14 protein-coding genes are annotated in these 13,710 nt (G+C 45.3%); 5 read left to right on the top strand and 9 right to left on the bottom strand.

The features are described from left to right. Window positions 1–117: 117 nt before the first annotated feature. Together KIT51_03440 and KIT51_03435 are read left to right on the top strand one after the other, a co-directional pair. Window positions 118–2,685, top strand: coding sequence for a zinc carboxypeptidase (locus KIT51_03440; GenBank protein UYN87338.1), 2,568 nt, complete (start codon window positions 118–120; stop codon window positions 2,683–2,685). A 70-nt stretch (window positions 2,686–2,755) separates the two neighbouring features. Then, complete coding sequence (locus KIT51_03435; GenBank protein ID UYN87337.1) at window positions 2,756–4,561, top strand: hypothetical protein; 1,806 nt, start codon at window positions 2,756–2,758, stop codon at window positions 4,559–4,561. Window positions 4,562–4,571: 10 nt separating this feature from the next. Here the strand turns inward: KIT51_03435 and KIT51_03430 are convergent, their stop codons facing one another. Then, on the bottom strand, window positions 4,572–5,033 hold the full coding sequence (locus tag KIT51_03430; GenBank protein ID UYN87336.1) for a heme-binding domain-containing protein: 462 nt from the start codon (window positions 5,031–5,033) through the stop codon (window positions 4,572–4,574). A gap of 93 nt (window positions 5,034–5,126) precedes the next feature. Here KIT51_03430 and KIT51_03425 point away from each other — a divergent pair, with 93 nt between their 5' ends. From KIT51_03425 to KIT51_03415, 3 genes are all read left to right on the top strand, one after another. Next, complete coding sequence (locus KIT51_03425; protein ID UYN87335.1) at window positions 5,127–6,716, top strand: FMN-binding glutamate synthase family protein; 1,590 nt, start codon at window positions 5,127–5,129, stop codon at window positions 6,714–6,716. A gap of 139 nt (window positions 6,717–6,855) precedes the next feature. Continuing rightward, window positions 6,856–7,284: a nuclear transport factor 2 family protein gene (locus tag KIT51_03420; GenBank protein ID UYN87334.1), complete on the top strand. Its 429-nt coding sequence runs from the start codon at window positions 6,856–6,858 to the stop codon at window positions 7,282–7,284. Between the two features lie 131 nt (window positions 7,285–7,415). Beyond that, window positions 7,416–7,916 carry a hypothetical protein gene (locus KIT51_03415; protein UYN87333.1) on the top strand — a complete coding sequence of 167 codons (501 nt, stop codon included), beginning with the start codon at window positions 7,416–7,418 and terminating at the stop codon, window positions 7,914–7,916. Here KIT51_03415 and KIT51_03410 read toward each other — a convergent pair whose 3' ends face one another. From KIT51_03410 to KIT51_03375, 8 genes are all read right to left on the bottom strand, one after another. Continuing rightward, the gene (locus KIT51_03410) at window positions 7,917–8,333 is read right to left on the bottom strand and encodes a PIN domain-containing protein (protein UYN87332.1); all 417 of its coding nucleotides are present in this window, start codon (window positions 8,331–8,333) and stop codon (window positions 7,917–7,919) included. Continuing rightward, complete coding sequence (locus KIT51_03405; GenBank protein ID UYN87331.1) at window positions 8,330–8,587, bottom strand: hypothetical protein; 258 nt, start codon at window positions 8,585–8,587, stop codon at window positions 8,330–8,332. The genes KIT51_03410 and KIT51_03405 overlap by 4 nt, the downstream gene beginning before the upstream one ends. Window positions 8,588–8,643: 56 nt before the next feature. After that, the gene (locus tag KIT51_03400; protein ID UYN87330.1) at window positions 8,644–10,041 is read right to left on the bottom strand and encodes an MBL fold metallo-hydrolase; all 1,398 of its coding nucleotides are present in this window, start codon (window positions 10,039–10,041) and stop codon (window positions 8,644–8,646) included. Further along, window positions 10,042–10,314, bottom strand: coding sequence for an acylphosphatase (locus KIT51_03395; protein UYN87329.1), 273 nt, complete (start codon window positions 10,312–10,314; stop codon window positions 10,042–10,044). Between the two features lie 6 nt (window positions 10,315–10,320). Then, entirely contained in the window at window positions 10,321–11,937 is a 1,617-nt protein-coding gene (locus KIT51_03390; protein ID UYN87328.1) for an NADP-dependent glyceraldehyde-3-phosphate dehydrogenase, read from the bottom strand. 9 nt (window positions 11,938–11,946) lie between these two features. After that, on the bottom strand, window positions 11,947–12,594 hold the full coding sequence (gene deoC, locus KIT51_03385) for a deoxyribose-phosphate aldolase (GenBank protein ID UYN87327.1): 648 nt from the start codon (window positions 12,592–12,594) through the stop codon (window positions 11,947–11,949). A gap of 106 nt (window positions 12,595–12,700) precedes the next feature. Further along, window positions 12,701–13,060 carry a hypothetical protein gene (locus KIT51_03380; protein UYN88632.1) on the bottom strand — a complete coding sequence of 120 codons (360 nt, stop codon included), beginning with the start codon at window positions 13,058–13,060 and terminating at the stop codon, window positions 12,701–12,703. Window positions 13,061–13,151: 91 nt separating this feature from the next. Beyond that, complete coding sequence (locus KIT51_03375) at window positions 13,152–13,640, bottom strand: thermonuclease family protein (GenBank protein ID UYN87326.1); 489 nt, start codon at window positions 13,638–13,640, stop codon at window positions 13,152–13,154. Window positions 13,641–13,710: the final 70 nt, after the last annotated feature.

The raw sequence follows: 13,710 nt of genomic DNA, 5'->3' as shown, positions 1-13,710 counted from the left end.
CAATTTTATTCACAATTAATTAACAGCCCCGGCATTGGCCGCTTGTAAAAATGTGGTTAAAAGGCTTGGTAAAACACAGGCCATTTGCTCTATTTCAAACGATAAACCCGTTTTCCTATGAAGCTTTTTTACTACTCCTCCCTGTTGCTTGTACTATCGGCCGGTAGCCTTGTGGCACAACCCGACCTGTCTTATTACCTGCCCGAGGGCATAGCGTATAACCAAAGTATACCTACCCCAAAATCAATCATCGGGCACGAAGTGGGCGAATGGCACATTACCCACGACCGGCTGGTCAACTACATGTATGCCCTCGCGGCAGCCTCCGACAGGATCAGCATACAGGAAACCGGTCGCACCTATGAAACCCGGCCGCTTTTACTGCTTACCATCACCTCCCCCAAAAACCACCAACGCATTGAGGAAATACGCCAGCAACATGTGCAACTCACAGACCCCTCACGGTCCGGAACCCTGGACATAAAAAACATGCCCAATGTGGTGTACATGGGCTTCAGTATACATGGCAACGAGGCCAGTGGAAGCAATGCCGCCCTTGCCGTTGCCTACCACCTGGCGGCAGCCCAGGGGGCAGCCATTGAAAAACTTTTGGACGAAGTGGTTATCCTGTTCGATCCCAGCTTTAACCCCGATGGCCTGCAGCGGTTTTCCAGTTGGGTGAACTCCCGTAAAAGCAAACAAACCTCAACAGACCCCAACGATACTGAACATAATGAAGCCTGGCCTGGCGGCCGATATAACCATTATTGGTTCGACCTTAACCGCGATTGGCTGGTAGCCCAATTACCGGAAAGCCAGGCGCGCATCAAACAATTTCATTTGTGGAAACCAACGGTGCTTACCGATCATCACGAAATGGGTACCAACGCTACGTTCTTTTTCCAACCGGGCGTGCCCTCCCGCAACCATCCGCTTACCCCTGAGAAAAACCTTACCCTTACACGGAAAATCGGAGAATACCACGCCAAGGCTTTAGATAAAATCGGGTCGCTTTACTATACTCAGGAAGGCTACGATGATTTCTATTACGGAAAGGGTTCAACCTTTCCCGATGTACAAGGGGCTATTGGTATTCTGTTTGAACAAGCCAGTTCACGCGGCCATGCACAGGAAAGCATCAATGGCGTATTGACGTTTCCTTTCACCGTACGAAACCAGTTCGTTACAGCCCTTTCAACATTGGAAGCTTCGCAGGCTATGCGTGAAGAGCTATTGATTTATCAACGCGACTTTTTCAAGAACAACCTGGCCGAGGCCACTAAAGATCCGGTGAAGGCGTATGTGTTCGGATCGAACCAGGATAAGTACCGCAGCTTTCACTTTGCCGAAATTATTGCCCGGCACGATATTGAGATTTTCAAACTTAGCAGTAGCCAAACCATCAACGGCAAGCGCTATGAAAGCGAGGGCAGCTATGTGGTGCCCCTCAACCAAAAACAATATCGGTTGATCAAGTCCATGTTTGAAAAACGTACCTCCTTTCAGGACAGCCTGTTTTATGACATCTCCAGTTGGACACTCCCGCTTGCTTTTGCGTTGGATTATGAAGAATTAAAAACACCCTCCCCGAACATTCAGGGCGAACGCTTTGACCCGACCAAAAAGCCCGTTGGAAAAATTGTTGGTGGCACCAGCGACTACGCTTACGTATTTGAAAGTTATGGATACTATGCCCCGCGTGCTTTGTATCGCCTGCTCAGTAAAGGCATACGGGTAAAGGTAGCCAATGGCGATTTTCACTTACCCGATGGCCGAAAATTTTCTGCCGGCTCCATCCTTATCCCGTTAGGCATCCAGGATAAAAGCAACGACCTTGTTGAATACCTGGTTAAAGAAATTGCCGCTGAAGACGGCATCGATATATATGCCTTCAACACGGGGTTAGATTATAAAGGGCTCAGTTTGGGCAGCAGTAACTTTGCTGTGTTGCGCGAACCTAAAATAGCCATGCTGGTGGGCGATGGCATAAACCCGCTGGATGCGGGGGAAATCTGGCATTTGTTGGACACGCGTTTCCACATTCCGGTTAGCCTTATTCCGATGGACGTATTCAACCGCATCAACTACGATAAATACAACACGCTTATTATGAGCACAGGCACGTACACCAGTTTAAATGATGCGGCTAAAGAAAGGTTACGTACCTGGGTACAAAACGGTGGTGTTATTATTGGATTGAAAACAGCTCTTAACTGGTTAAATGCCTCCGGCCTTGGAAAGTTTGAAATGAAAAAAGACGAGAAGAAAGATGAGCCTGCCAAACCCAGGCCTTATGCCGACATTGCATTCTCCGCGGGGGCCGAAGCGTTGAGTGGGGCCATTTTTGAAATACAAGCCGACCTTTCACATCCGTTGTTTTACGGATACACCAATTCACGTCTGCCGGTTTTCAAAAGCGGGACGCTCTTTATGGAACGTTCAAAAAGTGCATTTGGAAACCCGGGGGCTTTCACGGCAAATCCTTTGCTTAGCGGGTACATCACCAAGGGTAGCCTGGATAAATTAAAAAATGCCTCCTTTGCGGGGAGTTCATCCCTCGGGCAAGGTCGTGTAATCGGGTTTACGGAAAACCTGGCCTTTCGCGCGTTTTGGTTTGGGAGCAATAAAATGTTGATGAATGCCATATTCTATGGACATACTTTAAGCAGTGGAGCCTCGCGCTAACGCTTTTTAAGAACACAACAAAAGCTGATTTTAGCGGTTGAATACAAAACGTATTTAACACAATACAACCATGCTTTGGAAGCACACCATTGGGGTACGATTTTTTGTGTTTACCGTACTTTGTTTTGCTTCACTGACAAGCATGGGGCAAGAACGCAAAAGTGCCCGCGACCGGATTGATGCAGCACGAACCAAAGCAATAAAAAGCATAACCCGTGGCGTGCAAGACAGTATTCTTCAAAAGAAAAGCGAAACTCCATTTCTGCCTTATGAAGGAAAAGTGATCCGTAACATTATTGTTGAGCATATTGGTTTTGAACGCAGCATCTACGATACCAGTAGCACCAACATCATGAAAAAAATAGGGAAGCTAGCGAACGATCTTCACCAAAATTCGCGCGAGAAAACCATACGTAACAACTTGTTTGTGCACAAACACCAAAGGCTTAATCCGTACAAGCTTGCCGACAATGAACGTTACCTCCGCGACCTGGATTTTATACTGGATGCCCGTATTGTTGCCGAGCCCGTTAACGGCAATACCGATTCAGTGGATTTATTTATTCTTACCCGTGATGTGTTTGCCCTGGGCGGAACGTTTACCCCGCGCTCACTGAATACCTATCGCTTCGGCTTATACGATGTAAATGTTGGTGGGCGAGCGCAACGCATTCAAATGAATGGGGTGTTCAATCCCGATCGCGATCCGCGGTTAGGATATCAATTTGTTTATACCAAAAACAGTATCCAGGGTAGCCTCATTGATGCCACCGTATCGTATACGCAAATCGACAATGGATCAAGCCTGGGGCTTGAAAATGAACAAGCGGTTTTGGTAAGGTTAACCCGTCCGCTGGTGTCGCCCTATACGCGCATGGCCGGTGGTTTGGAGTTAAGCCAGAACTGGTCAACCAATATTTTTCAAAAAGCCGATACAGCCTTTCGGCATTACCGTTATAATATTCAGGATGCATGGGTCGGTTATAACATCGGTATCAATACTAAAATGGAAAACCGAAACCGGCACGTTGTTGCTTTGCGGACCTTCCGCCAACAATTTATAAAACAACCGGAGCAACTTTCAGAACAAACGAATCCGCTTTACAACAACAAATCGTTCGTATTGGGCTCGGTAACATTTTTCAACCAGAATTTTTACAAAACCCGGTACGTATATGGGTTTGGGCGCACCGAAGACGTGCCCTATGGGAAAAACCTCACCTTAATGGCCGGCACGGTAAGGCAATTCGAACTTTCGCGGCCTTACATGGGGGCCGAACTGGATAAAACATTAGTGATGAAAAATGGCGACTTCCATGAATATAAACTTCAGGCAGAAGGATTTTGGGGCAACAGCGAACTGGAGGACATTACCTTGCTGGCCTCAGCCACGCTTTTCAGCAAGCTTATTGAATTCAGGCAACTTAAAGTAAGGCAATACCTGGGTATCAGCTACACAACACAAATGAACCCGCGCATAAAAGAACCGCTTACTGTTAACAGCGACTACGGCCTTACTGGTTTTGGTGCAGACAGCGTATTGGGTGCCCAGCGTCTTTCCATCTACTCGCAAACGATAGTCTTCACGCCCCTGTCCATAGTAGGCTTTCGCTTTGCGCCACTTGCTTTTGGCGAAATATCGATGATTGCACCTAAAGATGAATCCATCTTCCGGCAAAAAGCTTACGCAGGTATTGGTGGTGGCCTGCGCACCCGAAATGAAAACCTGGTGTTTGGAACAATTGAACTCAAGTTATTTTGGTTTCCAAGGGTTACGGAGGACCTGTCACATTTCCGTATTTCGGTAGCCTCAAACCTGCGGGTAAAATTCAGTGCCGGTTTTGTAAAGCGGCCGGAGTTTATTCAGTATAACTAACATTATTCTTTTATTCTTCATTGTCTTTAACCGGTATGCCAATGGAATCAAGCCAGTTATTGATTAACCGGGTTTCTTCAGGTGTTACTTTCGCATCGCGATGTAACCACAAGTAACTTTCCAAGGGCATCCAGCCTTCCGTTATAGCCTCAGAAATCTCTTCCAGTTTGTGGCTTGCCTTGTTTGCAGGGTAAGTCCTGAAAGCTGAAAAATTCAAATGCTCCTTACCTTCCTTGATATGTGAAGCCAGCCACCAACCTATGGGTTGAACATAAACATACCAGGGATAGCTCGTGTTGTTGCTGTGGCAATCGTAACACTTCTCGACAAACACCGCATGAACGGCCTCGGGCACGCTATACGTATTGGAAATATCATCCGCAGCAATCCCTTCCGATTTGTTTTTTTCAGGTTGGAGTAATTGCATAACAACCAGCACCAGCAATACTCCGGTGAGTATCTTCTTAAGCATAATGAGTTGGTTTAGGTAAACGAAAGATAATAACAGGCTTGCTGTTTTCCTATGTACAAGCTATCTTGATTGTTTCAGTTATTAAAAAACCCTATGAGAAAGCTATTCATCATCTGCAGTATTATTGTTACGGCATTAATCCTGGTTTGGGCATACTTCTGGATTTATGCCCTGTGGACTTTTGTACTGATAGGCCCCATAATTTTTATGGGCGTACAGGATATGGTTCAAACCCGCCAGTCGCTTAAGCGCAACTTTCCGCTGGCCGGCCGGTTGCGTTACGTGTTTGAAGATCTACGCCCCAAAATCCAGCAATATTTTGTTGAATCCGATACGGATGGCGCACCGATCAACCGAATCGATCGCTCCGTTATTTACCAGCGCGCTAAAAAACAACTGGATACGGTTCCCTTTGGAACACAACTCAATGTTTATGCCGAAGGATATGAATGGATCACACATTCAGTTACTCCGTTGGACCATCACAAGCTGGACCATAGTCCGCGTGTGTTGGTAGGCAATAAAGATTGCAAGCAACCCTACTCGGCCAGTATATTGAATGTATCGGCCATGAGTTTTGGTTCGCTTAGTGGTAATGCAGTTGAAGCATTAAATGCAGGCGCTAAAATCGGAGGGTTTGCACACAACACCGGTGAAGGGGGTATAAGTCCGCATCACCTCAAGTATGGCGGTGACTTGATTTGGCAAATAGGTACCGGATACTTTGGTGCGCGCGATGAAGCCGGGAATTTTTCTCCCGAGGCCTTTCGGAAAAATGCCACCCGCCCCGAAGTAAAAATGATTGAGATAAAATTATCGCAAGGCGCCAAGCCGGGGCATGGAGGCATTTTGCCGGCCAAGAAAAACACACCGGAGATTGCGGCCATCCGTGGTGTAACGCCCGGCACTACGGTTTTCTCGCCACCGTTTCACAGTGCATTTAGCACACCGATTGGCCTGATTGAATTTGTTAAACAACTACGTGAGCTCTCCGATGGAAAACCGATTGGCTTTAAACTTTGCATTGGACGCAAAAGTGAATTTTTGGGCATCTGCAAGGCAATGGTGCAACTCAACACGTACCCCGACTTCATTACCATTGATGGCGGTGAAGGAGGAACAGGCGCAGCACCACCAGAGTTTACCAACTTTGTAGGCATGCCCTTGTTGGATGCTGTTGCTTTTGCTGATGATGCATTACGAGGCTTTGGTATTCGTGAGCATATCAAGCTGGATTGTTCCGGAAAAATTCTTTCCGGGTTTCATATTTTCCGTGCGATGGCCTTAGGCGCTGACTTTGCCAATTGTGCCCGTGCGATGATGATGGCGCTCGGCTGCATACAAGCACTGGAGTGTAACAAAAATACCTGCCCCGTTGGTGTGGCTACACAAGATCCGTACTTCGCCAAAGGATTGGTGGTAGAAGACAAGAAAGCACGTGTGGCTAATTTCCACAAACACACGGTAGATAGTTTTGTTGAACTGCTTTCCTCCACCGGTTTAGATAGCCCCGATAAAATCAACCGCACACACGTGTACCGCAGGGTGTTTATGAACATGGTGAAAACCTACGCTGAAATCTATCCGCCTGTTCCAACTGGTTGCCTGCTCGACATGGCTGACTCCCCAATTGAATTCGATGTTTACTTAAACCAGGCAAGGGCAGAGAGTTTTGGGACTTAGGATTAATAATCATTTAGTAGCTTTTAAAGCTGCACTGATTGTATGCACAGTATTCCATTCTAAAGCTCAGTCATTCGGACAGGGTACGGATAGCATCCATTCACCAAGACCGACTTCATTTAAAACCATAAACACAACAGTGTTAGGCAACTTCACTGGTGAGAAACAAAAACGATGGATAAAAATTGATGACGTTACCGTTGAAACTCTCAACATAGCGTTGACCCCTGTTGAAGAGGCACTGGCCAGGGCCGAGTCGATGGAGATCAGGGCACTCCTGAAACGAGATACTGTTGCATTAAAAAGTATTTGGCTGAAGGACTTTACCCTTGATGAACTACACAACAAAGTACACCATGATCCTAATCCGTTGCCGCATTACCTTTCCTTGCACCGGAGAATTGAAAAAATTTTAGTAACAGGTGATCATGCCTATGTTTCGGGAACAGAATACGCAGTACAGGTAAAGGAAGGCAACAGTGTTGATACACAGGTTGCACGCAAGTACGCCCACATGTGGATAAAGGAGTTATTCGGGTGGAAAATGGCCAGCAAGAGTTATAATTAACCAAATTTGTTCTGGACTATATTAAAATTCAAAGTTCAAGGTTCCGTATTTAAATGCTATCCAAAATTCAGTTTGGTTAACTATTGAATTTTGAACGTTGAATTAACTATTTTTGTGAAACCTTTACGCCCGTGGTGCGCAAATTCTTTCCGCTTGATAAGAATTATGTTTTAGAACAGGCCCAACTGTCGCTGGAAAATTCCCTCCTCGAATACCTGGTAGATTACGTTAAAGTGCAGTACATGCTGCAACACAACCCCTTAGGCCTGGTAGACGAAACCATCCAACGCATCCAGCAACATCAATCAAACGATTTTACAAAATTGCACGATTTTTACATTACCCTGTCGGGGATATTCCGGTTCCGGTATTACCACCATAACCAACTGGAATTCATCTTTTCAGGCGAAGAGCCCTTTGATCGCTATTGCCGGGAATGGACTGAGGAATTCAAAAAATGGGTAAGAACCTTTTCGCAGCACAACAACTTTATCATGGGTGTGCTCGAACTTACGGTGTTTTATCCGCATGAAGCAGAAGCACAATTTATCGGTAACAGGCTCACCACATTTGCTGCACAATTCTTCGAAGTTAAAATTCATCCCCAAAAAGGGATTGTTAAAAGTGCCTGATCAAAGTAAGTAGTGCTGCACAAACTGTTCGGCTGTCAGCACTTTAATCTTAGAAAAATAAAAATCCTTTGCATCTTCAGTAACAAGGCAGGTGCATTTTGATTTTTTAGCAGCATAATATTCAATACCATCTTCAAAATCATGAATAGCTTTATCACCAGCAGCTTGCAAAACAACTTCTTCATCGATAGTACTAATATTAATCCTTTGTGTGAGCAGTTTAATCTTTTGTTTTGCCAAGTTTGCGCCACTCTTTTTTTCAGCAAAATAATATCCAATGGCCAGGCAAAGTGGTGAAGTGAATATTTTGAAACGTGTAGTGCCGGCCAGGCTTACTATACGGGCGCTGTGCACAAAAAGCGGGTACTCCTTGTTCAAAACAGAAACCAGTATGTTGGCATCCAGAAAAACGTTCATTTCCGGGATCCGTAGAATTCAGACTTAGCTGCTTTACGCGTGCGCCTACTGGTTTTGTACTCCACCTCTCCTTCCGCCAATTGCTGAACCCAATCGGCAACAGGCAGGTCTTCCAACTCCTGATACTTCGCGCTGGTGATCTTTTTATACAGAAGTTCAGTTAACCTTGAAAGGCTGAGATTATTTGCTTCTGCAAACCGTTTGGCTTTACGGATAATCTCTCGATCAAAACGCAGTGTGATCTTGGCGTCCATCGTTTCTAATTTTATACGTCATAAATATAATAATTATACGTACAACTAAAAAACGATCATATACCTTTGAACAACTCAAAACTTTCCAGGTACTGAGGTACCACTACATTCCAACCCAATTCTTTCCGAATAGTTTGTGCATACTCATCAATACCCGGACTTTCACCGTGTATGGTAAACGTAAACTTCGGTTTGTCTTTAAAATTTCCCAGCCACCGAAACAACTCCCCCTTATCGGCATGCCCGCTCATAGAGCTGATGTATTCCAGTTTACAGTTTACCGGCACTTGTTCACCAAAAATTTTAATGGTCTTTTCACCATCCAATAATCTTCTTCCGCGTGTGCCCTCTGCCTGAAAGCCTGCCATCAGTATAGTGTCTTCTTTTCTGCGCAGCCTGTGATACAAGTGATGCAGTATTCTTCCACCCGTAAGCATACCGCTGGAAGAAATGATGATGGCATTCTTCTTAATTTCATTCAACGATTTCGAGTGTTCATTGGACCGGACAAACACCACCATGTTGGTTTCTGCTTCACGCGCAAATTCTTCCAGGTTAAAACTTTCCTTCAGAAATTTAGGATGCTTGAAAAACAAATAGGTAGATGAAATCGCCATGGGGCTGTCGATGTACACGGGCACATCCGGAATCCTATCCTCCTTCATCAGCTGACGCATGTAATATAAAATACCCTGCGTTCGGCCTACGGCAAAGGCCGGAATCAACAAAACCCCTCCCCGATGAATCGTTTCGTTTACGATGCGCACAAAATCATCCGTAGGATCATCATATGCGTTTTCCTGATTGCCATACGTTGACTCCACAAAAAGCACATCCGTTTGCTCAATGGCCGTTGGAGGATGCAGCATGGCACTGGTATACCGGCCAATGTCACCGGAAAACACAAGCTTTTTTTTCTGTGAATCGCCTTCAAGAAGAACTTCGGTTATGGCCGATCCCAGTAAGTGGCCTGCATCGCGATAAATAATTTCAGCTCTGCTATGAATACGAATGTGTTCATTGTATCCGAATGATTTCACCAATGGAAATACTGCTTTTACATCACCTTCTGTATACAATGGTTTTGGATGCTCATGTTTTGAATAGCCCTTCTTCTCGGCAAACAATGCTTCTTCTTCCTGCAGTTTGGCAGAATCAAGTAATAGAATTTCCATCAAATCGGCCGTTGGATGCGTGCAATAAATGGGGCCAGTGAAACCTTCTTTTACGAGCTTTGGTAAATAGCCGATATGATCAATGTGGGCATGACTGATCACAACGCATTGTATAGTGGATGGATCAACCGGAAACTCATCCCAGTTACGCAGACGCAAGTCTTTTAATCCCTGAAACAATCCACAATCAAAAAGAAAACGAAAGTCACCGGCATCTACCAGATAACGCGAACCGGTAACACTTCCGGCTGCTCCCAAAAATTTTACACGAACATCCACTTAGCGAATAATTTTAAAATCGTTGAAATGATATAGCGTTATGCTTTCATTTACCTGAACCTCATCTACCCGGGCACGGGGCGGCCCAATCTTGCACCACGCAACCAATGCGTTTAGTTGTTCATCGCTTCCCTCAACTTCTAAGTAAACACTCCCGTCAGGTTCGTTACGAACAAAGCCACGCACTCCGATTTGCTGCGCAGCCGAAACAGCCGAAGCACGAAAGAAAACACCTTGAACCTTTCCGGTTACGCGAATGGAAATATGCTTCATTCGGGCTTACATGATGTAATCGGTACTGAGAAATACCGATTCGCGGTTGCGGATAATGGTGCTGATGATTTGCTTGTTGCCATCGGTAGCTTTTGTAGCCACCAGGGTGCGAATGGAAAACACACGCAAGGCATCGGCTACCGAAAGTGTTCCTTCTGCCGAATCTTTTCTGCCGTTGAACGGAAACGTATCCGGCCCACGCTGGCATTGTGTGTTCACGTTTATCCGGCCAACCTGGTTGGTAAACATATCAATGTAAGAGGCAATCTTTTTGCTATCGCTCCCGAAAATACTTACCTGCTGGCCAAAGTTTGAGTTAACCACATACCGTATGGCTTCCTCATCCGTTTCGAATGGCACAACAGGAATTACAGGGCCGAATTGCTCCTCATGATAAATTTTCATTTTCTCGTTGACCGGATACAGTACAGCAGGATAAAAAAACGAATTCAATATTTCACCGCCATGCTCGTTCATAACCTTGGCTCCGTGCTTTTTAGCATCCTCCAGCAATCCACGCAAGTAATCGGTTTTACCGGGCTCAGGTAAAGGCGTGAGTTGAACACCATTTTCCCACGGCATACCGGGTTTTAGTTTGGCAACTTCAGCTATAAATCTTTTGATAAATTCATCCACAATACTGTTGTGAACAAACAATATTTTCAGGGCCGTGCACCGTTGTCCGTTAAACGATAACGATCCGGTAACACATTCGGTTATGGTGGTATCCAAGTCAGCATCCGGTAATACAATAGCCGGATTTTTTGCATCCAGCCCAAGAATGGATTTCAGGCGATGGGGCTTCGGATGAAGGCGTTTTAAATCGTTGGCTCCTTTATTGGTTCCAATAAAAGCAAACACATCAACCTTACCGGTTTCCATAAGTGCCCCAACGGTATCGCGTCCCTTACCATAAATAATGTTAACAACCCCCGGAGGGAAACTTTGCTGAAATGCTTTCAACAGTGGGCGAATTAACAACACCCCATACTTGGCTGGCTTAAACACCACGGTATTGCCCATGATCAAGGCCGGGATAAGTGTACTGAAGGTTTCGTTTAACGGATAGTTGAATGGGCCCATGCACAAGGCAACACCTAACGGCACTCTTCGGATTTGGGCCATAAAGCCCTGTTCCTCCACTAACTTGGCTGAGTTGCGATCAAGTTCTTTTAAGGCCTTAACGGTATCCACGATATAATCGCAGGTCCGGTCAAATTCCTTTTCCGAATCTTTCAATGTTTTTCCGATCTCCCACATCAATAGCTTTACTACATCTTCCCGTTGTTCACGCATCAGGGCAAGAAACTTTTCAATATGCGTAATCCTTTCCGCTACGGATAAGGTAGGCCACAACCCATGCCCGAGGTTGTAAGCCTCAACTGCGGCATCAAGGGCCAGCAACGCTTCAATGGAGGTGAGCAAAGGTGTTGCGCCAATAACTTGTTGCTTGTAGTGCGTGCCTTCTTTTACAAACACGGGGCTTTGAACGGTATTTAATGCACCCGGCCAATGCCTGAGTTCGCCATTGATCAGGTACTCGCGCTGCTCAACATACGTTACGTTAATATCTTCCGGAATGGCGGAAGCCTCCGGAAACATATTCGATAAAAATTTACTCATGATTTTATACTAGGAAATTGTTACAATATTTATTCCCGATGAAGTACCCAGCCGATCGGCACCTGCTGTAATCATTTCAATTGCCTGCTCTTTTGTCTTAATTCCTCCCGATGCTTTAATGCCCACATCCAGCGGTAGTGCACTTCGCATTAAGCGAATGTGTTCAACCTTAGCGCCCGCAGGGGCAAAACCCGTTGAGGTTTTTACAAAATCCACTCCAGCATCTGCACAAAGTTTGCATGCCAGGATAATTTCATCATCTGAAAGATACGCGGTTTCAATGATAATCTTTACAAGCTTCTGGTGATCGTGGCATAGTTTGCTGCACTTGGCCAGTTCGATTTTTGTCCACGGTATGCCCGTTTTAAAAGAAGTTATATTCCACACCACATCCACTTCATCAGCCCCGTTATCGATTGCACGCTTTATTTCGTCAAGTTTTGTTTCGGTCATGTTATAACCAAGCGGAAATCCTGCTACGGTAACAAGTGCAATTTTATTTTTTCCGATTTCGCGTTGGGCACGCTTTACCCAAAAGGGCGGAACACAAACACCAAAGAATTTATTTTGAACAGCCTCCTCCACCAGCCTGTCAATATCCCTTATGGTAAGCATTGGCGACAGGTTTGTGTGTTCGATGTAATCGGCAAGGTTCATTGCTGAAATTTACGATACGCTGTTGATATTCTTCAGGGTTTCGTTAAAATCAGAAAATCAGCGGCCTGTGGGACAAAGACCAAAGGTTTAGCTTAAGAATAAAATATTAATGGCGTATGCCGCACTCTTTGCAGTACTTCATTTTATCCACCGGGCGTCTTTTAGGTGGGCGCTTATGGCCAAAATAAGAAGGGTCGGAGTACTGTGGTTTGGATAATTCTTTCTCGGCCTTTCGGTGCGCTTTAGCTACCTGCTCCATCCTGTCGTAGAAGCGGTCGCGTGCATCATAGGTAACTTTATCGGTTGATTTTTTCTTTTGGGGTTCGTAGGTACGTTTTGGGTAATAAGGCTCAACAGAACTTGGTTGGGCAGAAGGTGCCTGCGCATTCTTCTTTTTTTTAGAAGACTGGGCAAGTCCCGGTATCAGGCTCGCAAGCATCAAAATTAAAATCAGCAACCTGCTCATAGCACAAATATATTAACCACTGAAATGTGTGAAAATTGTGCCCGAGGTTATCGTTCCGACAAACAAACTTATTTAAGCGTTGGATTACCGGTTAAACACCTTTGGGCTGAAGCATGGATTGTTGCCTGCGGTATACCCAAGGGGGTGTAGGTGACTCGTGTTGCCACAAACCTGCACCTTGCTCACGCGCCTTTTGTTCAAGGCTTTTGAACTCATCGGTGGCATCCTTTTCAATTACCCATGCCAATCCGTTTGATAGTAATAATTTCCGTACATCAACACCTTTATTCGTGTAAACTATGCCAACATAATTTCCCCAACGGTCTCTTCCCTGGAGTTGTACCTGTATGGCTTTATCACGGATGGCCTTCTCCAAAAATTCCTTTGCCGTTTCCCCAAACTCCTGATCGAGCTCGGGGCTATCAATACCAGAAAGTACAACCTTATAGGTCTCATTATCCTCAGCTATAATTTCCAGGGTATTGCCATCAACCACGGAAACAACCTTGCCTTTTACAGTATTGGCCATTACGCCATAACCTGTAAGAACCATCACCAGAAATGCGCCAAACGTTTTCATTGTCCCTCCTTTTTGAAATCTCTTGCAAAGTACTTGTGGGGAATTCACGCCAGGGTGAAGTGTTGTTCGC

This window comes from Cyclobacteriaceae bacterium (assembly GCA_025808415.1).
GTDB lineage: Bacteria > Bacteroidota > Bacteroidia > Cytophagales > Cyclobacteriaceae > UBA2336.
Note: the sequence above shows the minus strand (reverse complement) of the source record. Positions and strands in the feature narration are given on the sequence as shown.

Bases quoted from the DNA above. Each gene is read 5' to 3' on its own strand.
- KIT51_03375 (UYN87326.1), bottom strand. From the start codon at position 13,640: ATGAAAACGTTTGGCGCATTTCTGGTGATGGTTCTTACAGGTTATGGC.
- KIT51_03390 (UYN87328.1), bottom strand. From the start codon at position 11,937: ATGAGTAAATTTTTATCGAATATGTTTCCGGAGGCTTCCGCCATTCCG.
- KIT51_03410 (UYN87332.1), bottom strand. From the start codon at position 8,333: ATGAACGTTTTTCTGGATGCCAACATACTGGTTTCTGTTTTGAACAAG.
- deoC (UYN87327.1), bottom strand. From the start codon at position 12,594: ATGAACCTTGCCGATTACATCGAACACACAAACCTGTCGCCAATGCTT.
- KIT51_03425 (UYN87335.1), top strand. From the start codon at position 5,127: ATGAGAAAGCTATTCATCATCTGCAGTATTATTGTTACGGCATTAATC.
- KIT51_03435 (UYN87337.1), top strand. From the start codon at position 2,756: ATGCTTTGGAAGCACACCATTGGGGTACGATTTTTTGTGTTTACCGTA.
- KIT51_03405 (UYN87331.1), bottom strand. From the start codon at position 8,587: ATGGACGCCAAGATCACACTGCGTTTTGATCGAGAGATTATCCGTAAA.
- KIT51_03430 (UYN87336.1), bottom strand. From the start codon at position 5,033: ATGCTTAAGAAGATACTCACCGGAGTATTGCTGGTGCTGGTTGTTATG.
- KIT51_03380 (UYN88632.1), bottom strand. From the start codon at position 13,060: ATGAGCAGGTTGCTGATTTTAATTTTGATGCTTGCGAGCCTGATACCG.
- KIT51_03395 (UYN87329.1), bottom strand. From the start codon at position 10,314: ATGAAGCATATTTCCATTCGCGTAACCGGAAAGGTTCAAGGTGTTTTC.
- KIT51_03440 (UYN87338.1), top strand. From the start codon at position 118: ATGAAGCTTTTTTACTACTCCTCCCTGTTGCTTGTACTATCGGCCGGT.